This is a genomic window from Variovorax sp. GW821-FHT10C12 (assembly GCF_059415405.1).
The window spans coordinates 1,727,112-1,749,980 of sequence record NZ_JBWKNE010000001.1; the positions used below are offsets into that span (position 1 = coordinate 1,727,112).

Sequence of the window (22,869 nt, forward strand, 5' to 3'; positions counted from 1 at the left end):
TCAGCGGGCTTTTTTACACGGGCCTGCGCAGCGACCCATGAAAAACGGCGTGGCCCGCTGCCCTCGAAGGACAGCGGGCCACGCCGCAGAAATTACTGAAAAAGAACTCAGCGCGCGGTGCGCCGACGCAGCAGCAAGGTGAGGAGCAACAGCGCCAGCACCGTGAACGCAATGAACGACCAGTTCGCCAGCGTCAGGCCGAAGAGCGACCAGTCGATCTTGGAACAGTCGCCGCCGCCGCGGAAGATCATCGGCAGTGCGCGCTTGAGCGGGAAGGTCTCGATCATCCCGTACAGGTCACGCCCGCACGAGACGACTTCGGGCGGATACCACTGCAGCCAGCTCTGCTGCGCCGCCGTGTAGGCGCCGCCCACCGCCGCCGCCAGCGCCAGCACCCCGCCCGTCACCTGCAGGCCTCGGCTGTTGAACAGCGCCGCCAGGCCGGTGAACAGCGCCACCAGCATCAGCGCATAGCGCTGCACGATGCACATCGGGCAGGGTTCGAGCCCGACCACGTGCTGCAGATACAGCCCGAAGGCCAGCATGAGGACACAGGCCAGGCAGATCAGCCCGAGCGCGCGGCGCGGCGCGCCGAAGTACCAATGGATCAAGGAGATACCCAATCTTCTTCTACGAACACCCTGGCCTTGCGGGGGTTGGCGACGACGGTGTCGCCTTCCTTCAAGCCCAGGTCGCGGAACTGTTGCGCAGGGAGTTGCGCTTCGATGATGGTTCCGGAGCCCGGATTATCTGGATTCGTTTCGGTGGGCTCAAGTTCCAGCCGGGCGATCGGTCCGACCACGATCGCACGCGACAGCGTGGCGACGATGCCCGTGGCACCCGACACGTAGCGTGTCACATCCAGGTCATGCGGGCGCACGTAGGCCAGCGCCTTGGCGTCGCGCGCGCTGCTGTGCTCGGGCGAGTCGATGCGCATGCCGTCCAGCTGCACGGCGCCGTTGTCGGCCCGGCCGTGGAACAGGTTCACGTCGCCCAGGAAGCCGTACACGAACGGGCTCGCGGGCTTGTCCCACACGTCCTGCGGCGAGCCGACCTGCTCGATGCGGCCCTTGTTGATGACCACCACGCGGTCGGCCACTTCGAGTGCTTCTTCCTGGTCGTGCGTGACGAAGATCGAGGTGACGTGCAACTCGTCGTGCAGCCGGCGCAGCCAGCGGCGCAGTTCCTTGCGCACCTTGGCGTCGAGCGCGCCGAAGGGTTCGTCCAGCAGCAGCACCTTGGGCTCCACCGCCAGCGCGCGGGCCAGCGCGATGCGCTGGCGCTGGCCGCCGGACAGCTGCGACGGGTAGCGATCGGCCAGCCAGTCGAGCTGCACCAGCTTGAGCAGGTCGGTCACCTTGGCCTTGATCTGCGCGTCGCTCGGGCGCTCCTTGCGCGGCTTCACGCGCAGGCCGAAGGCCACGTTCTCGAACACGGTCATGTGGCGGAACAGCGCGTAGTGCTGGAACACGAAGCCGACCTGGCGTTCGCGCACGTGCACGTCGGTCGTGTCTTCGCCCGAGAAATGGATGCTGCCGGTGTCGGCCGTTTCCAGGCCCGCGATGATGCGCAGCAGCGTGGTCTTGCCGCAGCCCGAGGGGCCGAGCAGCGCGACCAGTTCGCCCGACTCGACGTCGAGGTTCACGTTGTTCAGCGCGCGGAAGTCGCCGAACTGCTTGCTGATGTTGCGGATTTCGATGCTCATGGTCTTGTTCTCTCGTCTTCTCAGGCCGCCGAAGGCTCGGGGGGACGCTCGGGCGGCAGCTCGGCGATGGCTTTCATTTCGCGCTCATGGCGCCACTCGATGACCGACTTGATCACCAGGGTGACCAGCGCCAGGATCGCCAGCAGCGAGGCCACCGCAAAGGCGGCCACCGACTGGTATTCGTTGTAAAGCACCTCGACGTGCAGCGGCATCGTGTTGGTCTGGCCGCGGATGTGGCCCGACACCACCGACACCGCGCCGAACTCGCCCATGGCGCGCGCGTTGCACAGGATCACGCCGTACAGCAGGCCCCACTTGATGTTGGGCAAGGTCACGCGCCGGAAGGTCTGCCAGCCGGTCGCGCCGAGCACGATGGCGGCCTGCTCCTCGTCGGTGCCCTGTGCCTGCATCAGCGGAATGAGTTCGCGCGCAATGAAGGGAAAGGTCACGAACACGGTGGCCAGCACGATGCCGGGCACGGCGAAGATGATCTTGATGTCGTGCTCCGCCAACCACGGGCCGAACCAGCCCTGCGCGCCGAACACCAGCACGTAGATCAGGCCCGCCACCACCGGCGACACCGCGAACGGCAGGTCGATCAGCGTGGTGAGAAAGGCCTTGCCGCGGAACTCGAACTTGGCGATGGCCCACGCTGCGGCCACGCCGAAGACGAGGTTCATCGGCACGGCGATGGCGGCGGTGATGAGCGTGAGGCGGATGGCGCTCCACGCATCGGGTTCCTTCAGCGCCTCGAGGTAGGCATTGAGGCCCTTGCGCAGCGCCTCGACCGCCACGGCCGCCAGCGGCAGCACGAGGAACAGGAACATGAACGCCAGGGCGACGCCGATCAGCGTCCAGCGGACCCAGGCCGACTCGGTGGTGCCGGCCTGTGCGCGGCGGATGATCTTGGAAGGTGCGCTCATGTCAGGCTCCTGCGCGCTTGCGTTGCCAGGCTTGCAGGCCGTTGATGACGAGCAGCAGGATGAACGACAGCACCAGCATCACCAGCGCGACCGCGGTGGCGCCCGTGTAGTCGTACTGCTCCAGCTTGCCGATGATGATGAGCGGCGTGATCTCGGAAATCATCGGCATGTTGCCGGCGATGAAGATCACGGAGCCGTACTCGCCGATGGCGCGTGCGAAGGCCATGGCAAAGCCCGTCAGCAAGGCCGGCGCAATCGCCGGAAAGATCACCTTGGTGAAGGTCTGCAGGCGCGTGGCGCCCAGCGAAGTCGCGGCTTCTTCGAGTTCTTTCTCGGTGTCTTCGAGCACCGGCTGCACCGTGCGCACCACGAACGGCAGCCCGATGAAGATCAGCGCAATCACGATGCCGGCCGGCGTGAACGCCAGCTTGATGCCGTGCGGCTCGAGCAGCTGCCCGATCCAGCCGTTGCCCGCCAGCAGCGCCGTGAGCGAGATGCCGGCCACGGCCGTGGGCAGCGCGAACGGCAGGTCGACCAGCGCATCGACGATGCGCTTGCCGGGGAACTTGTAGCGCACCAGCACCCAGGCCACCAGCAGGCCGAACACCGCGTTCACCATGGCGGCGATCAGCGAGGCGCCGAAGGTCAGGCGGTACGAGGCCATCACGCGCGGCGCGGTCACCGACACCCAGAAGTGCTCCCAGGTCATCGTGAAGGTCTTGAAGACCAGCGCCGACAGCGGGATCAGCACGATCAGGCACAGATAGAAGACCGTGAAGCCGAGCGTGATGTGGAAACCGGGCAGCACGCGCTTGGCGCCCCCTGCCCGGTTGGCACGTGAAAAAGGCGCTCCCGCAGTTGGGAGCGCCGACGAAGTCACACCACTCATGATGAAAACGGTCCGTTGTTGATTCGCTGGTCCCTTCGTGGGACACCGCGGAACCGGCTTTGCCGGGCCGCAGGTGTCGCCCCCTGCAAGGGGGTTGGCGAAGCGACACGAAGTGCGCGAAGACTGGGGGTGTGCTTCACTTGCCGCCGGGCGTGTAGAGCTTGTCGAACTGGCCGCCGTCATTGAAGTGCACCTTCTGCGCTTCGCTCAGGCTGCCGAACAGTTCCTGCACCGTGAACAGCTGCAGCGGCTTGAAGGTCGAGGCGTACTTCTTGAGCACGGTCTGCGAACGCGGGCGCAGCGCATGCTTGGCCGCGATTTCCTGCGCTTCTTCGGAGTACAGCCAGTCGAGGTAGGCCTTGGCCAGCTCGCCCGTGCCCTTCTTCTTGACGGTGCGCTCGACGATCGCGACCGGGTTCTCGGCCACGATGGAGATCGACGGGTACACCGAGTCGACCTTGCCGGTGCCGAATTCGCGGTCGATCGAGACCACTTCCGATTCGAAGGTGATCAGCGCGTCGCCGATGTTGCGTTGCAGGAAGGCGGTGGTCGCGTCGCGGCCGCCGCGTGCCAGCACCGGCACGTTCTTGAACAGCTTGCCGACGAACTCGGCGGCCTGGGCGTCGGTGCCGCCCTTCTTCTTGATGTAGCCCCAGGCAGCCAGGTAGGCATAGCGGCCGTTGCCGCCGGTCTTGGGGTTGACGATCACGACCTGCACGCCGGGCTTGACCAGGTCGTCCCAGTCCTTGATGCCCTTGGGATTGCCGTTGCGCACCAGCAGCAGCATGGTCGAGGTGGTCGGCGATGCGTTCTCGGGGAACTTCTTGTTCCAGTCCTTGGCGACCACGCCGGCGTTGGCCAGGAAGTCGATGTCGGTCGAGGTGTTCATGGTCACCACGTCGGCATCCAGGCCGTCGGCCACGGCGCGCGCCTGGGCGCTGGAGCCACCGTGCGACTGGTCGATCTTGACGTCCTTGCCCGTGGTCTTCTTGTAGTTCGCCACGAAGGCCGCGTTGTAGTCCTTGTAGAACTCGCGCGCCACGTCGTACGAGGCGTTCAGCAGGCCCGTGCCTTGGGCAAAGGCCGTGTTGCCGGCGAGTGCGGAGGACGCCAGCGCGAGCACGGCGACGAAGGTCTTGATTCTGGAAGTCATGTGGTTGCCAGGTTGTCTGAAAATTCACGACCGGCCGACCAGGCGGCGGGTTCGTCGGTCAACGATTGCAGCAGGGCCAGGCCGAGCGGCCAGTCTCCGTGCCCCGAATCGATGTTGATGTGCCCCGCATTCTGCATGCGCACGAACTCGCTGCCCCAGGCGCGCGAATAGGCGCCCGCCAGGCGGATCGGGCAATAGGGATCGTTGCTGCTCGCCACCACGATGCTGCGGTACGGCAGCGCTGCGTAGGGCACGGGTGCGAAGTCGGACAGCACCGCGCGGCGCTCGGGGTCGGCCGGCGCCACCAGCAGCGCGCCCTGGATGCGGGCGGCGGCCTCGGGCGGCAGGTGGGCCGTGGCGATGCAGCCCAGGCTGTGCGCCGCGATGACCACGGGGCCTTCGCTTTCGAGCACCAGCTTGGCCAGCGCGGGCACCCAGGCATCGCGCTTGGGCGAGGCCCAGTCGTCCTGCGCCACCCGCGCCGCGCCCGGAATGCGTTCTTCCCACAGGCTCTGCCAGTGGCCGGGCCCGGAGTCGCGCCAGCCGGGCACGATGACGACACGAGTCTGCATGACGGCGCGGTCCTGCGGCTTCTTACTTGTTGGGCTGCGGCGTGATGCGCAGGTAAGGCTTGACGGCCTTGAAGCCCTTGGGGAAGCGCTCGGCCAGCTCGGCCGGGTCCTGGATGCTCGGCACGATGACGACGTCGTCGCCGTCCTTCCAGTTCACGGGCGTGGCGACCTTGTGGCTGTCGGTGAGCTGCAGCGAGTCGATCACGCGCAGGATCTCGTCGAAGTTGCGGCCGGTGGACGCCGGGTAGGTGATGGTGGTGCGGATGACCTTCTTGGGGTCGATGATGTAGACGCTGCGCACCGTGGCCGTGGTCGAGGCGTTCGGGTGGATCAGGTCGTACAGGTCGGCCACCTTGCGGTCGGCGTCCGCAATGATCGGGAAGTTGACGGTGGTGTTCTGCGTCTCGTTGATGTCGCCGATCCATTCCTTGTGCTTGGTGGCCGGGTCGACGCTCAGCGCGATGGGCTTGACGCCACGCTTGGCGAACTCGCCCGACAGCGCCGCCGTCTTGCCGAGTTCGGTGGTGCACACGGGGGTGAAATCGGCCGGGTGCGAGAAGAACACGATCCACGAATCGCCGGCCCACTGATAGAAGTCGATCGGGCCTTCGCTGGAGTCCTGGGTGAAATTGGGGGCGGTGTCGCCTAGTCGCAGGGTTGCCATGGTCGCTCCAAGGAGGGGGTGAAGCCCTGGATTGTGCGAACCGCTGCTTCAATGGCAAACGAATATCTGTTTGTTTGGATATGACGTTTTTCGCATATAGAACCGGCAGAGGCCCCCTATGGTGCTATCTTTTAGATAGCAATCTGCCTCAGAACATCCGCATCTGCTCGCTTTGCAAGTGTTCGGACAGGAAGTCGATCAGCCGCCGCACCGCCGGCACCAGCGCCCGCCGCGCCGGAAACACCATGTGCGCCACCACCGGCGACGGCCCCCAGCCCGGCAGCACCCGCGCCAGCCGGCCCGTCTCGACGTCGGCGCTGCACATGTAGTCGGGCAGCATCGTCGCGCCGACCCCGCCCAGCGCGCCGAATTGCAGCGTGGCGAGGTCGTCGGCCACGTAGCGCGGCGTGTGCACGTGCAGGTGGCTGCGGCCTTCCGGGCCTTCGAGCCGCCATTCGGCGCGCCCTTCCCCGTTGACCGACATGGCCGCCGTCGGCAGCTTCGCGAGGTCGGCGGGCGTGTCGATCGGCCCGTGTTGCGCCATCAACGCCGGGCTGGCGACCAGCACGCCGCGGCTGTGGCCGAAGGTCTTGGCCACGAGCACCGTGCTGTCCTCGATGGCGGGGCGCACGCGCAGCGCGATGTCGATGCCCTCCTCGATCAGGTCCACCGGCCGGTTGATGACCCGGATGTCGACGCGCACCGCGGGGTAGCGTTCCATGAACAGCGGGATCAGCTGCGCCAGCCCGCTGTGCGCGATGGTGACCGGGCAGGTCAGCCGCACCAGCCCGCTTGGCTCGGTCTGCACCTGCGCCACCGCTTCGGCCGCCGCCTGGGCCGCGTCGCGCATCGCCGAGGCGTGCCGCAGGTAGATCTCGCCGGCCGGCGTGAGCGACAGGCGGCGCGTGCTGCGCTGCATCAGCTGCACGCCCAGGCGCTCCTCGAGCTCGGCCACGCGGCGCGACAGGCGCGATTTGGGAATGCCCAGCGCCCGGCTGGCGGCGGCAAAGCCGCCCCGCTCGGCCACCTCGGCGAAGAACACCATGTCGTTGAGGTCTTGCATGGCTTTATTGTCCTACCAACAGAACGATCTGATCAAATTTTGGCTACTTATCAGTCACTCACATCAAAAATAGAATTCTCCCAACGCCGGCCACTTCTCAGCGCCGACACCTTGCACAGAAAGTGATTGACTGACATGAAGCTGCTCCACATCGACTCCAGCATCCTCGCCGCCGGCTCCACCTCGCGCCAGCTGACCGCCGAAACCGTCGCCGCCTGGCGCGCGGCCCACCCTGACACCCAGGTCGAATACCTCGACCTGGCCGTGGACGCGCCCTCGCACTTCGGCGTCGACGCCCTGGGCATCAAGACCGGCGTGCAGGCCCAGCCGACCGAAGCGCAGCTGCGCGAGAACGCCCTGTCGGAAAAGCTGGTGAGCCAGTTCCTGGCCGCCGACGTCGTCGTGCTCGGCGCCCCGCTGTACAACTTCACCATCCCGACCCAGCTCAAGGCCTGGATCGACCGCCTCGCGCAAGCCGGCCGCACGTTCAAGTACACCGAGAAGGGCCCCGTCGGCCTGGCCGGTGGCAAGACCGTGATCGTGGCGTCCAGCCGCGGCGGCATCTACTCGACCTCCGAAGGCGGCCAGGCGGCCGAGCACCAGGAGAGCTACCTGAAGGTGATCTTCGGCTTCTTCGGCATCACCGACGTGCGCTTCGTGCGCGCCGAAGGCATCGCGATGGGTGACGCGCCCAAGGCCGCCGCCCTGGCCGCCGCCCGCGCCGACATCCTCGTGGCCACGACCGAAGCTGCGAACCAGAAGAACGTCGCGCAAGCCGCTTGAGTCTTCCGCCGCCGGAACGAAAAAGCCGCCCCGTGGGGCGGCTTTTTCATGGGCGCTTGCCTTGAAGGATCAAACGGCGGAATGGGCCTTGACCCACGCCACGTACTTGTCCATCCAGCCCTGCAGGAATTTCTGCGTGCCTTCATTGCCGATGTGGCCCTTGTCGTCGAACAGGCCTTCCTTGGCCTGCAGGAACACCTCGGGGCCGCCCATCGTGGGCGCGTCGAGGTAGGCCAGGATGTTGCGCAGGTGCTGCTGCGCCAGCGCGGTGCCGATGGCGCCCACCGAAATGCCGAGCACGCCGGTCGGCTTGCCGGCCCACACGCTCTGGCCATAGGGGCGCGAAGCGTGGTCGATGGCGTTCTTCAGCACGCCGGGGATCGAGCGGTTGTATTCGGGCGTGACGAACAGCACGCCCTGCGCGGCAGCCACTTCGCTCTTGAGGCGCTTCACCGGTGCGGCCTGGTTGCCGTCGTCGTCCTGGTTGTACAGCGGCAGGTCGTCGATGCGCAGGGTCTCGAACGTGAAGTCCGACGGCGCGAGGTGCGCCAGCGCCAGGGCCAGCTTGTGGTTGAACGAATCCTTGCGCAGGCTGCCGACGATGACGGCGATCCGGGTCTGTGCCATGGGTGGAACTCCTTGAAATGAGAAAGGCTGTCGGAATGACCGGGACGATTATGCGAAGCGCTCAAGACCTTTTCCAGAAAAGTTCATGACAACCGGCGCACCCGCCTGCGCGCGGCGCACGACCCCGTGGGCCAGCCGGTCCAGCCCGGTGCACAACAGCCAGTAGATCGCGCCCACCAGCACGAAGATCTCCGCCGGATAGACCATGGTGCGCGCGTTCACCTGCGAGGCCACGAACGACAGCTCGCCCACGCCCACCACGTACGCCAACGAGCTGTCCTTCACCAGCGTGACCCACTGGTTGACGAACGACGGCAGCATCATCCGCAGCGCCTGCGGCAGCACGACGTGGCGCAGCGTGCCCCAGCGCGTGAGCCCGAGCGACAGCCCCGCCGCCCACTGCCCGGCGCCGATGCCGCGGATGCCCGCATGCACCGCGTGCGCCAGGTAGGCGCCGCCCACCAGCGACAGCGCGCACATCACCGACAGCACGCCCGGCACACTCACGCCCAGCGCGAACGGCAGCAGGAAGTAGGTCCAGAAGATCAGCATCAGCACCGGGATCGCGCGCAGGAACGCCAGCCCCAGCGTCAGCCCGCGCTTGAGCGGCCCCCGCGCCATGGCCAGCCCGATGCCCCACGCCAAGCCCAGCAACGCCGACGCGATGCCCGAGCCGGCGCTGAGCAGCACCGTGAGCGCCGCACCGCCCAGCTCGCCCTGCGGAAAGGCGCCCCACAGCAGGTACGGCAGGCTGTCCCACAGCATGTGCAGCGCCTCGCTCATGCCCTCGCCCTCCCCGGCGCCAACGATTGCCGACGCGCAGCCCACGCCGCCAGCAGCTCGATCGCACCGATGGTCACGATGTAGAGCAGCGTCGCCACGCCGAAGGCCTGGAAGGTCTTGAAGGTTTCCGCCTCGACCTGGCGCGAGGCGTACGACAACTCGACCAGCCCCACGGCCATCGCGAGCGAGGTGTTCTTGACGATGTTCATGTACTGCCCCAGCAGCGGCGGCAACGCGATGCGCAGCGCCTGCGGCAGCACCACCTGCGCCAGCACCTGCGCGCGCGTGAAGCCCAGCGCCTGCGCCGCCAGCGTCTGCCCCACGGGCACGCCGCGGATGCCCGAGCGGATGTCCTCGCCCACGTAGGCCGCCGCATACAGCGTGAGCCCGAGCAGCGCCGACAGAAGTTCGAAGGAAATGAAACGCCCCGCCAAGAGCCCTTCGCGCAGTGCCTCGGGCAGCAGGCTGGGCGCGCCGAAGTACCAGAAGAAGAGCTGCACCAGCAGCGGCGTGTTGCGAAACAGCGAGACGTACGCGCCGCTCGCGCGCAGCCACGCGGGCCGGCTCGACGAGCGTCCCGCCGCCACGACGACGCCCAGCAGCGTGGCGCCCGCCGCCACCAGCAGCGAGGCGCCCACGGTCACGAGCCAGCCGTCGAGCAGCCAGCCGAGGTAATGGGGCGCGAGCAGGTGCTCGCGCAGGAAATCGCTCAAGATCGCATCGATCCGGTCGTTGCGTGCCCCATCAGTTGGCGGCCACGCGCTGGTCGCCGATCTTCAGCAGGCGCGGCAGCGGCGCCTTGCTGTTCGGGCCGAACCAGGTGTCGTAGATCGCCACGGCGCGGCCGTTCTTCTCGCTGTCGACCAGCCAGGCGTTGAGCGTCTCGAGCAGGCGCGTCTCGCCCTTGGCCACGGCCGCGCCGAGGTACTCCTTCGACACCGTGATCGCCGGGATCTCGTACTTCTCCTTGTCGGGAATCGCGTTCCACTGCGCCGTGAGCTTCACGCCGTCGTTGGTGATGGCCTGCACGTTGCCGTTGCGCAGCGCGGCCAGTGCAAACGGCGAATCGTCGTAGAGCACGACCTTGGCGTCGGGGTAGTTCTTGCGCAGGTTCGATTCCATCGTCGTGCCCTTCTCGGTGCCGATGCGGATGTCCTTGATCTGCGCGGCCTCCTTCAGCACGCCCTTCTTCGCCAGGAACTGCTGGCCGACCAGGAAATACGGCGTGGTGAAGTCCACCGCCTTGGCGCGCTCGTCGGTGATGGTGAAGCTGGCGAACACCACGTCGGCCTTGCCTGAGGTGAGCAGCGGGATGCGGTTGGCCGGGTTGGTCGGCACCAGTTCGATCTTCACGCCCAGGCTTTTCGCGAACTCGGTCGCCAGGTCGATGTCGTGGCCGACCTGCTTCTTGCTGGCCGGGTCGATGTAGCCGAAGGGCGGGTTGCCGTCGAACGCGGCCACGCGCAGCACGCCGGCCTTGCGGATGTCGTCGAGCTTGTCGGCCCAGGCGATGTTGCCCAGGGTGGTGAAGGCGCCGAGGGCCAGGGCCAGGCTGGTCACGGTGAAAGAGTGGGTGTTGCGGGTCATGCCTGCGCTTCGCTGGAAGTGGAAAAAGAGAGCGCGACTCTAGGCAGCGCCGCGTGCGGCGCCAACGAAGCAATTTCCGCTTGCATATGCAGCGATGAGTTGCGCATGAACAAATGACAAAAGCTTCGTGGCGCGAGACAGCATCGATCCCTAGAGTGGCCAGCCTCTGCCTTCCGACTGACTGCTTTTTTCTTCTTCGGCCGCGCGACGCGGCCCCGCTCTTCCCATGCACTTCCCACGCTCTTCCTCGCCCGCCGTCTCCCGGCGCCTTCTGCTTCGCGCCGGTGTCGGTGCCGCCGCCGTGGCCGCCTCGGCCCCGCTGTTTGCCCAGACGCGCGCCCGCACGCTGCGCATCGGCTACCAGAAGTTCAACACGCTCAACATCCTCAAGGGCACGGGCCAGCTTGAGAAGGCGCTCGCGCCGGCCGGCGTGAGCGTCGAGTGGCGCGAGTTCCTCGGCGGCAGCCAGCTGTCGGAAGCACTCGCCGCCGGCGCCATCGACTTCGGCCATGCCTCCGACGGCATCGGCGTGTTCCAGCAGGCCAGCGGCAAGGGCCTGGCCTACCTCGCGGCCGAAAGCCCCTACCCCGGCGGCGTCGGCTTCCTGGTGCCGCGCGACTCGCCGATCCGCAACGTGCACGACCTCAAGGGCAAGAAGGTCGTCACCGGCCGCGGCTACAACACCCAGTACGTGCTGATCCGCGCACTCGAGGCGGCCGGCCTGCGCTACGAAGACATCGAGCCGGTCTACATCGTCACGGCCTCCGACACCGTGGCGGCTTACCAGTCGGGCAGCGTCGCGGCCATCGGCCTGTGGGACCCGTTCCTGGCCGGCGCACAGGTGGCGACCGAGTCGCGCCTGCTGTTCGACGGCACCGGCCTGAGCGGCAACCGCACCTACCACTTCGCACAGCCCGCCTTCGCGCGCGCCAACGCCGACACGCTGCGCACCGTGTTCGCCGAACTGCGCAAGGCCAACGACTGGGCCCAGGCCCACCCCGGCGAGGTGGTGGCCACGCTCGCGCCGCAGCTGAAGGTCGAGCCCAAGGTGCTGGCGCTGGCGACCGAACGGCGGCACTATGGCGTCGTGGCGCTCACGCCCGCCATCGCCCGCGAACAGCAGGGCCTGGCCGACGTGTTCGCGCAGCTGAAGCTCATTCCCCAGCCCATCGCGGTGAAGGATGCGTTTCTCGACCTGAACCTTGTGTGACGACGAAACCTCTCGCCCCGTGACCCGTTCCCCTACTCATTACGACGCGATCGTCATCGGCCTGGGCGCCCTCGGCGCAGCCACCCTCTACCAGCTCTCGCAACGCGGCGCGCGCGTGCTCGGCATCGACCAGTTCGCGCCGCCGCACGACCGCGGCTCCTCGCACGGCGACTCGCGCATCACGCGGCTGGCCGTCGGCGAAGGCGACGAGTACGTGCCGCTGGTGCATCGCTCGCACGTCATCTGGCGCGAGCTCGAGGCGCGCACCGCCCGCCCGCTGATGACCACCACCGGCGGCCTCATCCTCGCGCCACGCGACCGCGTGGCCGAACACCACGGCAAGTCCGACTTCGTGCGCCGCACCATCGCCTGCGCCGAGCGCTTCGGCATCGCGCACGAGGTGCTCGACGCGGCCGGCATCCGCGCGCGCTACCCGCAGTTCCACCTGCAGGGCGACGAGATCGGCTACCTCGAACGCGACGCCGGCTTCGTGCGCCCCGAAGACGCCATCGCCGCACAGCTCGCCGTGGCCCGCGCCGACGGCGCCCAGACCCGCACCGGCGAGCGCGTGCTGGGCGTCGAGCCCGTGGGCAACGGCGACACCGTGCGCGTGCGCACCGAAACCGCGAGCTTCACCGCCGACCAGGTGGTGGTCGCGGCCGGCGCCTGGCTGCCCGAGTTTCTCGGCCGGCAGGCGCGCACCGACTGGCAAGCGCACTTCTCGGTGCACCGCCAGGTGATGCACTGGTTCGACACCGGCCCCGCCGCCGCGGCCGACTTCGCGCCCGGGCGCTTCCCGATCTTCATCTGGATGTTCGGCGACGCGCAGGAAGACTACATGTACGGCTTTCCGGCCTCCGACGCGTCGCAGCCCGCGCTGAAGGTCGCCACCGAGCAGTACGTCGACGCCACCACGCCCGACGCGCTCGAGCGCGAGGTGAGCGCCAAGGAAACCGCCGCCATGTACCGCGACCGCGTGGCCGGGCGCTTTCCGCAGATCGCGGGGCATGCGCTCAAGGCCCGCGCCTGCATGTACACCGTCACGCCCGACCGCCGCTTCGTGATCGACGCGCTCGACGGCCTGCCGAATGTGCTGATCGTCTCGGCCTGCTCCGGTCACGGCTTCAAGCACTCGGCCGGGCTGGGCGACGCCATCGCCGACCGCGTGCTGGGCCGCGAGAGCGCGCACGGCCTCGACCTGCGGCCCTTTGCCCGCGAGCGACTGGCGACCTCGCAACACCCCTGAGGCGCCCGCGCGCGATCCGGGGCATCATCGCTTCCGATCTTCAGTTTCTTCGGAGGCAGCGCGCGATGCGATTCCTGATGGTGGGTGCGGGAGCACTCGGTGGTTACTTCGGCGCACGCCTGCTCGCGGCAGGCCGCGATGTGACCTTTCTACTGCGTCCCGGCCGCGCGGCCCAGCTGGCCACGACCGGGCTCGTGGTGCGCAGCCCTTTCGGCGACCTCGACCTGCCCACGCCGAAGCACGTGCTGGCCGAGCAGATCGGCAGCCCGTACGACGTGGTCGTGGTCGGCTGCAAGGCCTACGACCTCGACGCCACCATGGACTCGTTCGCGCCCGCCGTCGGGCCCGACACCGTCATCCTTCCTCTGCTCAACGGCCTGGGCCACATCGACCGGCTGGTCGCGCGCTTCGGCGAGGCGCGCGTGCTCGGCGGCCTGTGCATGATCTCCGCCACCCTCGACGACGAGGGCCGCGTGCAGCACCTGAACGACATGCACAGCCTGAGCTACGGCGAACGCGCGGGCGGGCGCTCGCCGCGCATCGACGCCATCGCGGCCCAGTTCGCCGGCGCGAACTTCACGGCCACCGCAAGCGAGACCATCGCGCAGGACATGTGGGAGAAGTGGGTCTTCATCGCCTCGGCCGCGGGCCTCACGAGCCTGATGCACGCCTCCATCGGCGACATCGTGGCGGCCGGTGGCGAAGACGTGGCGCTTGCGATCTTCGACGAGTGCTGCGCCATCGCTGCCCACAACGGCTTTGCCCCGCGGCCCGGCGCCGTCACGCGCGGCCGCGCGGTGGTCACGACCGCCGGCTCGCCCATGACCGCCTCGATGTACAAGGACATGGCCCGCGGCGCGCGCGTCGAGGCCGACCACATCCTGGGCGACCTGCTGGCCCGCGCGCCGCGCACCGCATCGGCCACGCCTTCGGTGCTGCGCACGGCCTACGTGCACCTCAAGGCCTACGAGTTCCGGCGCGCCCACGAGGCCGATTGAACGACGGCAACACCATGGCCGACACGCTCGCCTTCCTCCATACCGCGCAGGTGCATGTGCAGACCTTCGGCAGCCTGGCCCGCGAGATCGCGCCCGAGCTGCGCGTGCAGCACCTGGTGATGGAAGAGCTGCTCGCCGATGCGCGCACGCTGGGCGTCGACCACGCCGGCCTGGTGGCGCGCGTCCACGAAGCCATGCGCGACGCCGCCTCGGACGGCGCCTCGGTGGTCGTGTGCACCTGCTCGACCATCGGCGGCATCGCCGAAAAGACCGCCACCGGCGGCGCCTTCGCCGCCCTGCGCATCGACCGCGCCATGGCCGACCGCGCCGTGCGCAACGGCCCGCGCGTGCTGATCGTCGGCGCTGTCGAAAGCACCATCGACCCGACGCTGTCGCTCGTGCTTTCCGCCGCGCGGCAAGCCGGTGTCGGCATCCGCGCCAGCACGCTGCTGGTCGACGATGCCTGGGTGCACTTCCAGTCCGGCGACATCGCGCGCTACGTGGCCACGCTGGCCGAATCGATCCGCGCTGCGGCCGACGGCACCGACGTGATCGTGCTGGCGCAGGCGTCGATGGCGCCGGTGACGGGGTTGCTGGCGGACCTCGGGGTCGATGTGCTCAGCAGCCCGCAGCTGGGGGTGACGCATGCGGTGGCCACGCTGCGGGCCCGGCATGCGGCGCTGAATTCGTAGAAAAGTATCTATTCAAACAGGAATTCATTTCTCTTTGATTCCTCAATGGCGAGTGGGATAATTTATCTATTCACATAGATATGCAATGCCGCCGTCCACCCCGCCATCGCTGAGCGCCGAAGCCCTCGCCTTCATCCGTTCGCAAGGCGCTGCCGCGAGCGCCGAGTTGCAGGCGCGGCTGGGCATCAGCCAGGCCACCGCCTCGCGCACGCTGGCACCGCTCGTTCGCAGCGCGCAGATCCTGAAGGTGGGCGCTGCGCGCTCGCAGATGTACGTGGCACCCCGGCACGTCGAGCGTGTGGGCAGCGAAGTGCCGGTCGTCGAGATCGATGCCGCCGGCCAGGCCTCGCCGTTCGGACGCATCGTGCCGCTGCAGGGCGGGCGTTGCTGGATGGACGAGCAGCAAGGCCGCAGCGCGCTGCATGACGGCCTGCCATGGTTCCTTGCCGACATGCGCCCCCAGGGCTTCATCGGCCGCGCCTTCGCGCAGGGGCACCCCGAACTCGGGTTGCCAGCGAACCCCGAGCACTGGAACGACGACGACGTGCTGCAGGCGCTCGCGCTGTGCGGCGAAGACCTGCCCGGCAACCTCGTGGTGGGCGCCGAATCCTTCCAGCGCTTTCATGCGTTGGGCGCGCGCGCCGCTCGCTCAGTCTCCGTGAGCGACTACCCCGCCATGGCGGAGCGCGCGATGCAGGGCACCCTGCCCGGCTCTTCGGCCGGCGGCGAACAGCCGAAGTTCTGCACGGTGCGCGATGGCCGGCAGGTCATCGTCAAGTTCTCGCTCGCAGGCACGTCGGCCCTGGACCGGCGTTCGCGCGATCTTCTCGTCAGCGAGCACCTGGCGCTGAACACCCTGGCGCAAGCGGGCGTCGCTGCGGCCACCACGCGCGTCTTCATCGAAGGTGGTCGCGTGTTCCTGGAGGTCGAACGCTTCGACCGTTCGGCCCGGGGCCGCATCGGCATGGTGTCGCTGATGGCATACGACGCGCAGCACGTCGGCAAGATCGACAACTGGGCCGCCACCGCCAACCGGATGGCCTCGCGCGGCCTGCTGCGTGCCGACCATGCGCAGCGCCTGCGCTTTCTCGAAGCCTTCGGCCGCCTCATCGGCAACACCGACCGGCACTACGGCAACATCTCGCTGCTCATCGAAGGGAACGCGTGGCGTCTGGCGCCCGCCTACGACGTGCTGCCCACGCTGTATGCACCGACCAGCGGCGAACTGCCGGTGCGCGACCTGGCGGCCACCGGGCTGGCGCCGACCGTGGACACCCTGCAGGAATGGCCGCACGCCCGGCAACTGGCCGGCGTGTACTGGGACACCGTGGCGGCCGACGACCGCCTCTCCGGGCCATTCCGCACGCTCGCGCGGCAGAACCGGCGGCTCATCGCCGACCTGCCGGGCGCCTAGCCTCAGTCCGACTTCTGGATCGTCTCCCCCTTCAACGCCCCCATGTCGCGGATGTTGAAGCGGTGCTGCTTCCACCCCGCCATGGTGCGTCGGAAGTTGGCCAGGGAGATGCCGTAGTACAGCACCTTGAACATGCGCAGCGCGCCCCACATCGGCGTGCCCTTGTAGATGTCGCCGGCCAGCAGTGACATCAGCGCCTCCTTCACCCGGAACGGGTTGCCGGGGTACATGAACATGTCGCGGATGGTCGGGTTGGTCACGCGGTAGATGAACCACGAGTACTCGCGCGGGCCCTTGCGCATCATGGCCTCGAAGCCTTCGCGCGCACGGGCCAGCTCGGCCGGCTGGTCGAGCGCGGTGGCCACCAGCTCGGCGCCGTCGAAGGCGCTGTGCATCGCCAGGTACACGCCCGAGGAGAACATCGGGTCGATGAAGGTGAAAGCGTCGCCCAGCAGCAGGTAGTTGTCACCCGTGGCGTGCGTGCTCGAGTACGAGAAGTTGCCCGTGGCGTGCACGGCCTCGTCGACCAGCGTGGCGTTCTTCAGGCGGTCGGCCAGCACGGGGCACAGTGCGATGGTGTCGTAGAAGAATTCCTTCAGCGATTTTTCGCGCGTCTTCAGGTAGTAGGGCCAGCACACCGCGCCCACGCTGGTCGTGCCGTCGGCCAGCGGAATGAACCAGAACCAGCCGTGCGGAAACCAGCAGATGCTGATGTTGCCTTCCTTCTTGCCCTCGAGCCGCTCGGCATTCGTGAAGTGGCCGAACAGCGCGGTGCTGTTGTGGTCGGGGTTCTTCTGCTTGCAGCGGAATTTGTTGGCCAGCAGCGTGTCGCGGCCCGTGGCGTCGACCACGAAGCGCGCGCGCCAGCTGCGCTTGGCGCCGTCGTCCATCACGGCCTGCACGGTGGCACCGTCGGCGTCGAAGGCCACGTCGCGCACCTTGCAGCCTTCGAAGGCCTGGGCGCCGCGCGTGGCGGCGTTGCGGAACAGCAGCTCATCGAGCTCGGAGCGGCGCACCTGCCAGGCGGAGTCGAGCGACTTGTCCCAGCCTTCGGCGAACTCCACGTAGCTGCGGTGCTCGTGCTCGGGCGAGACGAACTCGATGCCGAACTTCGGCATGCCGATCTTCTCGACCTGGTCGCGCACGCCGAGCTTGTCGAACAGCTCGACGTTCGCGGGCAGCAGCGATTCGCCGATGTGAAAACGCGGATGGTGCTCTTTCTCGACCAGCACCACCCTGCGCCCCTGCTGCGCCAGCAGCGCCGCGACGGTCGAGCCCGCGGGGCCGCCGCCGATCACGAACACATCGCAGGAATCGCTGACAGAAGAAGGAGCACCGGAAGAAGAAACCTGAGGCTGGGACATGCGAAGACAAGCAGCGTGATGGACAGCGACAGAGCATAGCGCGCCCGCATCGCACGACGCAAAACGGGCTGGCGGCGCGGGGCCGGAGGCGGCACACTGGCGGCCCGTTCAGCCCCCGAACCCTTGCGCACCATGACCCTGCATCGCCTTGCCCTGCTCGCCGCCCTCTGTGTGTCTGCCGCATGGAGCCATGCGGCGGGGCTCAGCTTCATCGAGGTGCCGGCCGACAAGGACGGGCCGGCCTTGCGCGGCGCGGTGTGGACGCCTTGCGAGGCGGCGCCCGGCGAGATCGCGTTCGGCCTGATCGCCATTTCGGCCACCAAGGACTGCCCCGTCGTCGGCACGGGTCTGCCGCTGGTGCTGATGTCGCACGGCTCGGGCGGCTCATTCCTCGGCCACCACGACACGGCGGCGGCGCTGGCCGACGCGGGTTTCGTGGTCGCCGCCATCAACCATCCGAACGACAACTTCCAGGACATGGAACGCCGGGGCCATCTCTCGACATTTGCCGCGCGGCCCGTCGACATGCGCCGGCTGGCCGACCACATGCTCAAGACGTGGCCCGGCCACACGAAGATCGCCGCCGACCAGGTCGGCTTCTTCGGTTTCTCGCGCGGCGGCTACACCGGCCTCGTCGCGACGGGCGCGGTGCCCGACTTCAAGCTGGGCCTGCGCTTTTGCACGCCGGCGTCGAAGATTCCGTTCTGCGGCCAGATCCAGCGCCAGGAACTGCCTGCGCCCCCGGTGCGCGATGCGCGCATCAAGGCGGCGGTGATCGTCGATCCGTTGAGCTTTTTCGATGCCGAGGGATTGAAGCAGGTCACGGTGCCCGTCCAGCTCTGGGCCTCCGCGCGCGGCGGCGACGGGGTGACGCTGGACGACGTCGAAGCGGTTCGCCGCAACCTGCCTTCCGCGCCGGACTGGTACGTGCCCGCAAACACCGCGCACTTCGCCTTCCTGGCGCCCTGCGCGCCAGCCATGGCCAAGGCCTTGCCGGAGATCTGCAGCGATGCCGGCGGCTTCGACCGCGTCGCCTTCCACGCCGACTTCAATGCCAAGGTGCTCGCCTTCTTCAGGCAGCACCTGGCATCGAAGCCCTGAGCCGGCTCAGCGCGTGCGCCGCTGGCCGGCGAGCCGCCGCACCACCGTCACCAGCCGGTCGATCTCGTCGAAGGTGTTGTAAAACGCCAGCGACGGCCGCACCGTGGTCTCGACGCCGAAGCGCCGCAGGATCGGCTGTGCGCAGTGGTGGCCCGTGCGCACGGCAATGCCTTCGTCGTTGAGCGCGTGGCCCACCTCTTCGGTGGTGTAACCGTCGAGCACGAAGGACATCACGCTCGCCTTGTCCGCCGCCGTGCCGATCAGCCGCACGCCGGGAATCGCGCCCAGTTGCGCCATGCCGTACACCAGCAGGTCGTGCTCGTAGCGCGCGATGTTCTCGATGCCGACCTTGTTCACGTAGTCGATGGCCGCGCCCAGGCCCACGGCATCGGCGATGTTGCCGGTGCCGGCCTCGAACTTGTTCGGGATCGGCTGGAACACGGTCTTCTCGAAGGTCACGTCGGCAATCATGTTGCCGCCGCCCTGCCACGGGGGCATGTCTTCGAGCACCTCGCGCTTGCCCCACACCACGCCGATGCCGGTCGGGCCGAACACCTTGTGGCCGGAGAACACGAAGAAATCGGCGCCAATGTCCTGCACGTCGACGCGCATGTGCGAGACCGACTGCGCGCCATCGACCAGCGCCTTGGCGCCCGCGCGGTGCGCCAGTTCGACGATCTCCTTCACCGGCACCACGGTGCCCAGTGCGTTCGAGACCTGCGTGACGGCGACGATCTTCGTGCGGTCGTTCAGCAGCTTGCGGTACTCGTCGAGCAGCACCTGGCCCGAATCGTCCACCGGGATCACGCGCAGCTTCGCGCCCTTGGCGGCGGCGAGCTGCTGCCACGGCACGATGTTGGCGTGGTGCTCCAGGTTCGACACAATGATCTCGTCGCCCTCACCCACGTGCTGGCCGCCCCAGCTCTTGGCCACGAGGTTGATGGCCTCGGTGGTGCCGCGCACGAAGATCACCTCTTCGACTTCCGGCGCATTGATGAACTTGCGCACACGCTCCCGCGCGCCTTCGTACGCATCGGTCGCGCGCGCAGCGAGTTCATGCGCCGCGCGATGGATGTTCGAGTTCTCGTGCGCGTAGAAGTACGCGATGCGGTCGATGACCGATTGCGGCTTGTGCGTGGTGGCCGCGTTGTCGAACCACACGAGCTGCTTGCCGTTGACGCGCTCCTGCAGGATCGGGAAATCGCGGCGCACGGCGTGCACGTCGAACGGCGGATGTTGGCCGCTACCGGCCAGCGGCACCGCATCGGGGCCGCGCGGATCGGGCTTGGCCGGCGTGACGAAGCCATTGGGCAGGCGCACCGCATCGACGAAGTAGAACTGCGCGTCGCGTCCGGCCGGTGCCGAAGGTGGGCTCGGTGGCAACGCAGGCTGCGCGGTCGGCGCGGCAAGGCCCGCGAACGGATCGTGGATCGCAAAGCCATCGCCGGCGGTGCCTGCCGTCGGATGTCCGTAGCTGTTGTTCAGGAAGTAGAACGGCGATGCGGAGGCCGCCTGCGGCGACGCGGGCGCCCCCACCTGCTGCGGCACGCCCTGCACCACGCCGCCCGAGCGCGGCTCGAAAGCCGGCGCCACCGACAGCACCGCGTCCGGCACACCGTTGCCAGCGACCGCATGCGGCAGCAGTGCCGGCGCGCGGTTCGCGAGCGACGGCAGCTGCGTGGGCGATGCCGGCAGCACATTGGCGCCCGGAATCTGCCCCTGCGGGATCGGCGTGCCCGGCACGCTCGGCCCGAAGCCGGCGGGACTCACCTGCGGCGAGCCCGGCGGTGCGATGTTGGCGGGAAACTGCGCGCCCGGCGGCGCGGAGAACATGACGCTGGCCATGCGCGCGAGAACGGCCGGATCGAACGGCGCCTCGCCCGGGAACGTGGGTGTGCTGCTCACCGCGGCTTACTTGTAGGTGTCGGGATAGTCGTGGTACTTGCCGATCTCGACGTCGTCGAGCACGGCCAGCGCGTCGGTGGTCAGCACCGCGAGCGAGCAGTACAGCGAGATCAGGTACGACGCGATCGCGTGGTTGTTGATGCCCATGAAGCGCACCGACAGCCCCGGGCTCTGCTCACCCGACAGGCCCGGCTGGAACAGGCCCACCACGCCCTGGCGCTTGTCGCCCACGCGCAGCAGCAGGATCTTGCTCTTGCCGTCGGCCACCGGCACCTTGTTCGACGGAATCAGCGGAATGCCGCGCCAGGTGATGAACTGCGAACCGAACAGGCTCACCGTGGGCGGCGGCGTGCCGCGGCGCGTGGCTTCACGACCGAACGCGGCAATGGCCAGCGGGTGCGTGAGGAAGAACGCGGGCTCCTTCCACACCTTGGTCAGCAGCTCGTCCAGGTCGTCGGGCGTGGGCGCGCCGGTCAGCGGGAAGATGCGCTGCTCTTCGCTCACCTGCGCCAGCAGGCCGTAGTCGGGGTTGTTGATGAGCTCGCTCTCCTGGTTCTCCTTGATCGTCTCGATCGTGAGGCGCAGCTGCTCCTTGATCTGGTCGTGCGGGCTGCTGTACAGGTCGGAGATGCGGGTGTGCACGTCGAGCACGGTGCTCACGGCGTTCAGGTAGTGCTCGCGCGGGTTCTCTTCGTAGTCGACGAAGGTGCGCGGCAGCTGGTTCTCTTCTTCGCGCGAGGTGCAGGTGACCTTGATCGACTCGGGGTTCTTGACCTTGTTGACGCGGTAGATGCCCGCTTCCACCGGCACCCACTGCAGCAGGTGTGTCAGCCAGCGCGGGCTGATGGTCTCGAGTTGGGGAACGGTCTTGGTGGCGTTGGCTAGCTGGCGGGCGGCGTTGTCGCCAAGGGCGGTGGTACCACCGACTGTTGCACTCATGGATCAAGGCTCCGTGGGTTGAGGAAAAAGTGATCGCCAGTGTCTGGCGACCACGGGTTTCCCCTCAACAGGCTATAGCCGCCAAGTTGATCCGCCGTGCAAGGCGCGACTGCTCCAGTTGCTCGCAACGCGCGAGCAGGTTGACGATGTTGATGCCCAGCGCGGTGGCCAGCTTCTGCGCCGTGACGATCGACGGGATCACGCGCCCGCGCTCGATCTCGCCCACGTACGAGCGGTTCAGATCGGAACGCTCGGCCAGCTCTTCCTGCGACCAGCCCTGTCCTTCGCGCAGCTGGCGCACGGTGACGCCGAAGTCTTCGACAAAGGCCTTCATACGCCGCCCGCCTTCGGTGCGCTGTTGTTCTGCAGGCTGGCCTGCGTGACGCTGGCACCGGGCTTCACGTCGTCGGTGATCCACACGTTGCCGCCGATGACCGCGCCCCTGCCGAGCGTCACGCGGCCCAGGATGGTGGCGCCCGCGTAGATGACCACATCGTCCTCCACCACCGGGTGGCGCGGCAGGCCCTTCTGCAGGTTGCCTTCGGCGTCGGTGGGGAAGCGCTTGGCGCCGAGCGTGACGGCCTGGTACAGCCGCACGCGCTTGCCGATGACGGCCGTCTCGCCGATCACGACGCCGGTGCCGTGGTCCATGAAGAAGCCCGCGTCGATCGTCGCGCCCGGGTGGATGTCGATGCCGGTCTGCGCATGCGCCAGCTCGGCCACGATGCGCGCGAGCAGCGGCAGGCCGAGCTCGTAGAGCCGGTGCGCGAGGCGGTGATGGATCATCGCCAGCACGCCCGGATAGCACAGCAGCACCTCGTCGACGCTGCGCGCGGCCGGGTCGCCCCGGTAGGCCGCGAGCACGTCGCTGTCGAGCAGCCGGCGCAGGCCCGGCAGCGCGTTCGCGAACTGGCGCACGGCTTCGGTGGCTGCGGCGTCGATCTCGCTCGCGGGGCGCGGCGCCAGCCGTGCGTTGAAGTTCAGCTCGAGCCGGGCCTGCACCAGCAGTGCCTGCAAGGCGGCGTCGAGCGTGTGGCCCACGTAGAAATCCTCGCTCTCGTGGCGCAGGTCCGGCGGACCCAGCCGCATCGGAAAGAGCGCGCCCTTGAGCGATTCGACGATCTGCGCCAGCGCATCGCGCGACGGAAACTCGCGCGCACCGGGCTCGCGCGAACGGCGCTGCGAATCGCGCCACTCGTCGCGCACCTCATGCAGTGCGCGCACGATGTCACTCACTTCGAATTGAGCCAT

24 protein-coding genes are annotated in these 22,869 nt (G+C 68.1%); 7 read left to right on the forward strand and 17 right to left on the reverse strand.

All coding sequences use genetic code 11. The features are described from left to right. Window positions 1-107 precede the first annotated feature (107 nt). From AC07OH_RS08170 to AC07OH_RS08205, 8 genes are all read right to left on the reverse strand, one after another. The gene (locus AC07OH_RS08170; protein WP_062470083.1) at window positions 108-611 is read right to left on the reverse strand and encodes a disulfide bond formation protein B; all 504 of its coding nucleotides are present in this window, start codon (window positions 609-611) and stop codon (window positions 108-110) included. Beyond that, complete coding sequence (locus AC07OH_RS08175; protein ID WP_062470081.1) at window positions 608-1,705, reverse strand: sulfate/molybdate ABC transporter ATP-binding protein; 1,098 nt, start codon at window positions 1,703-1,705, stop codon at window positions 608-610. Before AC07OH_RS08175 ends, AC07OH_RS08170 begins: the two co-directional genes overlap by 4 nt. 20 nt (window positions 1,706-1,725) lie before the next feature. Beyond that, on the reverse strand, window positions 1,726-2,628 hold the full coding sequence (gene cysW, locus AC07OH_RS08180; RefSeq protein WP_124957841.1) for a sulfate ABC transporter permease subunit CysW: 903 nt from the start codon (window positions 2,626-2,628) through the stop codon (window positions 1,726-1,728). A gap of 1 nt (window position 2,629) precedes the next feature. Beyond that, window positions 2,630-3,517, reverse strand: a complete 888-nt coding sequence (gene cysT / locus AC07OH_RS08185) for a sulfate ABC transporter permease subunit CysT (protein ID WP_489061332.1) — start codon at window positions 3,515-3,517, stop codon at window positions 2,630-2,632. Window positions 3,518-3,653: 136 nt separating this feature from the next. Next, complete coding sequence (locus AC07OH_RS08190; protein ID WP_489061334.1) at window positions 3,654-4,670, reverse strand: sulfate ABC transporter substrate-binding protein; 1,017 nt, start codon at window positions 4,668-4,670, stop codon at window positions 3,654-3,656. After that, window positions 4,667-5,242: an RBBP9/YdeN family alpha/beta hydrolase gene (locus AC07OH_RS08195; RefSeq protein WP_307590554.1), complete on the reverse strand. Its 576-nt coding sequence runs from the start codon at window positions 5,240-5,242 to the stop codon at window positions 4,667-4,669. The genes AC07OH_RS08190 and AC07OH_RS08195 overlap by 4 nt, the downstream gene beginning before the upstream one ends. 22 nt (window positions 5,243-5,264) lie before the next feature. Continuing rightward, complete coding sequence (locus AC07OH_RS08200) at window positions 5,265-5,906, reverse strand: peroxiredoxin (protein WP_062470070.1); 642 nt, start codon at window positions 5,904-5,906, stop codon at window positions 5,265-5,267. A 148-nt stretch (window positions 5,907-6,054) separates the two neighbouring features. Continuing rightward, entirely contained in the window at window positions 6,055-6,969 is a 915-nt protein-coding gene (locus AC07OH_RS08205; RefSeq protein ID WP_495300248.1) for a LysR family transcriptional regulator, read from the reverse strand. 135 nt (window positions 6,970-7,104) lie between these two features. Between AC07OH_RS08205 and AC07OH_RS08210 the strand changes: the two genes are divergently transcribed. Beyond that, window positions 7,105-7,752: an FMN-dependent NADH-azoreductase gene (locus AC07OH_RS08210; protein ID WP_095745444.1), complete on the forward strand. Its 648-nt coding sequence runs from the start codon at window positions 7,105-7,107 to the stop codon at window positions 7,750-7,752. A 69-nt stretch (window positions 7,753-7,821) separates the two neighbouring features. Here the strand turns inward: AC07OH_RS08210 and AC07OH_RS08215 are convergent, their stop codons facing one another. From AC07OH_RS08215 to AC07OH_RS08230, 4 genes are read right to left on the reverse strand one after another with little or no spacing between them, the layout of a single operon-like run. Continuing rightward, window positions 7,822-8,379, reverse strand: a complete 558-nt coding sequence (locus AC07OH_RS08215) for an NADPH-dependent FMN reductase (RefSeq protein ID WP_495300249.1) — start codon at window positions 8,377-8,379, stop codon at window positions 7,822-7,824. Window positions 8,380-8,427: 48 nt separating this feature from the next. Next, window positions 8,428-9,162, reverse strand: coding sequence for an amino acid ABC transporter permease (locus AC07OH_RS08220; protein ID WP_495300250.1), 735 nt, complete (start codon window positions 9,160-9,162; stop codon window positions 8,428-8,430). Beyond that, complete coding sequence (locus AC07OH_RS08225; protein ID WP_495300251.1) at window positions 9,159-9,875, reverse strand: amino acid ABC transporter permease; 717 nt, start codon at window positions 9,873-9,875, stop codon at window positions 9,159-9,161. The genes AC07OH_RS08220 and AC07OH_RS08225 overlap by 4 nt, the downstream gene beginning before the upstream one ends. 31 nt (window positions 9,876-9,906) lie before the next feature. After that, entirely contained in the window at window positions 9,907-10,749 is an 843-nt protein-coding gene (locus AC07OH_RS08230) for a transporter substrate-binding domain-containing protein (RefSeq protein ID WP_492742119.1), read from the reverse strand. 226 nt (window positions 10,750-10,975) lie between these two features. On the opposite strand from AC07OH_RS08230, the gene AC07OH_RS08235 reads away from it, so the two are divergent. From AC07OH_RS08235 to yjjJ, 5 genes are all read left to right on the forward strand, one after another. Next, on the forward strand, window positions 10,976-11,959 hold the full coding sequence (locus tag AC07OH_RS08235) for an aliphatic sulfonate ABC transporter substrate-binding protein (protein WP_495300252.1): 984 nt from the start codon (window positions 10,976-10,978) through the stop codon (window positions 11,957-11,959). 19 nt (window positions 11,960-11,978) lie between these two features. After that, the gene (gene solA, locus AC07OH_RS08240; protein WP_495300253.1) at window positions 11,979-13,205 is read left to right on the forward strand and encodes an N-methyl-L-tryptophan oxidase; all 1,227 of its coding nucleotides are present in this window, start codon (window positions 11,979-11,981) and stop codon (window positions 13,203-13,205) included. A gap of 65 nt (window positions 13,206-13,270) precedes the next feature. Further along, complete coding sequence (gene panE / locus AC07OH_RS08245) at window positions 13,271-14,203, forward strand: 2-dehydropantoate 2-reductase (RefSeq protein ID WP_495300254.1); 933 nt, start codon at window positions 13,271-13,273, stop codon at window positions 14,201-14,203. Between the two features lie 14 nt (window positions 14,204-14,217). After that, window positions 14,218-14,895, forward strand: a complete 678-nt coding sequence (locus tag AC07OH_RS08250) for an aspartate/glutamate racemase family protein (RefSeq protein ID WP_495300255.1) — start codon at window positions 14,218-14,220, stop codon at window positions 14,893-14,895. Window positions 14,896-14,980: 85 nt separating this feature from the next. Continuing rightward, complete coding sequence (gene yjjJ / locus AC07OH_RS08255) at window positions 14,981-16,309, forward strand: type II toxin-antitoxin system HipA family toxin YjjJ (protein ID WP_495300256.1); 1,329 nt, start codon at window positions 14,981-14,983, stop codon at window positions 16,307-16,309. A 2-nt stretch (window positions 16,310-16,311) separates the two neighbouring features. On the opposite strand, the gene AC07OH_RS08260 is transcribed toward yjjJ, so the two are convergent. Beyond that, window positions 16,312-17,673 carry an NAD(P)/FAD-dependent oxidoreductase gene (locus AC07OH_RS08260; protein WP_495300257.1) on the reverse strand — a complete coding sequence of 454 codons (1,362 nt, stop codon included), beginning with the start codon at window positions 17,671-17,673 and terminating at the stop codon, window positions 16,312-16,314. Window positions 17,674-17,805: 132 nt separating this feature from the next. Here AC07OH_RS08260 and AC07OH_RS08265 point away from each other — a divergent pair, with 132 nt between their 5' ends. Continuing rightward, window positions 17,806-18,774: an alpha/beta hydrolase family protein gene (locus tag AC07OH_RS08265; RefSeq protein WP_495300258.1), complete on the forward strand. Its 969-nt coding sequence runs from the start codon at window positions 17,806-17,808 to the stop codon at window positions 18,772-18,774. A 6-nt stretch (window positions 18,775-18,780) separates the two neighbouring features. Here AC07OH_RS08265 and AC07OH_RS08270 read toward each other — a convergent pair whose 3' ends face one another. The 4 genes from AC07OH_RS08270 to epsC form a co-directional block, all read right to left on the reverse strand. Then, window positions 18,781-20,679 (reverse strand): family 2A encapsulin nanocompartment cargo protein cysteine desulfurase, encoded by a 1,899-nt coding sequence (locus tag AC07OH_RS08270; RefSeq protein WP_495300259.1) that lies wholly within the window; start codon window positions 20,677-20,679, stop codon window positions 18,781-18,783. Between the two features lie 6 nt (window positions 20,680-20,685). After that, window positions 20,686-21,618 (reverse strand): family 2A encapsulin nanocompartment shell protein, encoded by a 933-nt coding sequence (locus AC07OH_RS08275; protein WP_042579703.1) that lies wholly within the window; start codon window positions 21,616-21,618, stop codon window positions 20,686-20,688. Window positions 21,619-21,682: 64 nt separating this feature from the next. Continuing rightward, window positions 21,683-21,952: a helix-turn-helix domain-containing protein gene (locus AC07OH_RS08280; protein WP_062470032.1), complete on the reverse strand. Its 270-nt coding sequence runs from the start codon at window positions 21,950-21,952 to the stop codon at window positions 21,683-21,685. Beyond that, window positions 21,949-22,869 (reverse strand): serine O-acetyltransferase EpsC, encoded by a 921-nt coding sequence (gene epsC, locus AC07OH_RS08285; protein WP_495300260.1) that lies wholly within the window; start codon window positions 22,867-22,869, stop codon window positions 21,949-21,951. Before epsC ends, AC07OH_RS08280 begins: the two co-directional genes overlap by 4 nt.

Excerpts from the sequence above, each read along its gene's own strand:
- yjjJ (WP_495300256.1), top strand. The coding sequence starts at position 14,981 with ATGCCGCCGTCCACCCCGCCATCGCTGAGCGCCGAAGCCCTCGCCTTC.
- AC07OH_RS08260 (WP_495300257.1), bottom strand. The coding sequence starts at position 17,673 with ATGTCCCAGCCTCAGGTTTCTTCTTCCGGTGCTCCTTCTTCTGTCAGC.
- cysT (WP_489061332.1), bottom strand. The coding sequence starts at position 3,517 with ATGAGTGGTGTGACTTCGTCGGCGCTCCCAACTGCGGGAGCGCCTTTT.
- AC07OH_RS08205 (WP_495300248.1), bottom strand. The coding sequence starts at position 6,969 with ATGCAAGACCTCAACGACATGGTGTTCTTCGCCGAGGTGGCCGAGCGG.
- AC07OH_RS08175 (WP_062470081.1), bottom strand. The coding sequence starts at position 1,705 with ATGAGCATCGAAATCCGCAACATCAGCAAGCAGTTCGGCGACTTCCGC.
- AC07OH_RS08195 (WP_307590554.1), bottom strand. The coding sequence starts at position 5,242 with ATGCAGACTCGTGTCGTCATCGTGCCCGGCTGGCGCGACTCCGGGCCC.
- epsC (WP_495300260.1), bottom strand. The coding sequence starts at position 22,869 with ATGGCTCAATTCGAAGTGAGTGACATCGTGCGCGCACTGCATGAGGTG.
- AC07OH_RS08210 (WP_095745444.1), top strand. The coding sequence starts at position 7,105 with ATGAAGCTGCTCCACATCGACTCCAGCATCCTCGCCGCCGGCTCCACC.
- AC07OH_RS08190 (WP_489061334.1), bottom strand. The coding sequence starts at position 4,670 with ATGACTTCCAGAATCAAGACCTTCGTCGCCGTGCTCGCGCTGGCGTCC.
- AC07OH_RS08220 (WP_495300250.1), bottom strand. The coding sequence starts at position 9,162 with ATGAGCGAGGCGCTGCACATGCTGTGGGACAGCCTGCCGTACCTGCTG.
- panE (WP_495300254.1), top strand. The coding sequence starts at position 13,271 with ATGCGATTCCTGATGGTGGGTGCGGGAGCACTCGGTGGTTACTTCGGC.
- AC07OH_RS08235 (WP_495300252.1), top strand. The coding sequence starts at position 10,976 with ATGCACTTCCCACGCTCTTCCTCGCCCGCCGTCTCCCGGCGCCTTCTG.
- AC07OH_RS08280 (WP_062470032.1), bottom strand. The coding sequence starts at position 21,952 with ATGAAGGCCTTTGTCGAAGACTTCGGCGTCACCGTGCGCCAGCTGCGC.
- AC07OH_RS08230 (WP_492742119.1), bottom strand. The coding sequence starts at position 10,749 with ATGACCCGCAACACCCACTCTTTCACCGTGACCAGCCTGGCCCTGGCC.
- AC07OH_RS08215 (WP_495300249.1), bottom strand. The coding sequence starts at position 8,379 with ATGGCACAGACCCGGATCGCCGTCATCGTCGGCAGCCTGCGCAAGGAT.
- AC07OH_RS08265 (WP_495300258.1), top strand. The coding sequence starts at position 17,806 with ATGACCCTGCATCGCCTTGCCCTGCTCGCCGCCCTCTGTGTGTCTGCC.
- cysW (WP_124957841.1), bottom strand. The coding sequence starts at position 2,628 with ATGAGCGCACCTTCCAAGATCATCCGCCGCGCACAGGCCGGCACCACC.
- AC07OH_RS08275 (WP_042579703.1), bottom strand. The coding sequence starts at position 21,618 with ATGAGTGCAACAGTCGGTGGTACCACCGCCCTTGGCGACAACGCCGCC.
- AC07OH_RS08200 (WP_062470070.1), bottom strand. The coding sequence starts at position 5,906 with ATGGCAACCCTGCGACTAGGCGACACCGCCCCCAATTTCACCCAGGAC.
- AC07OH_RS08250 (WP_495300255.1), top strand. The coding sequence starts at position 14,218 with ATGGCCGACACGCTCGCCTTCCTCCATACCGCGCAGGTGCATGTGCAG.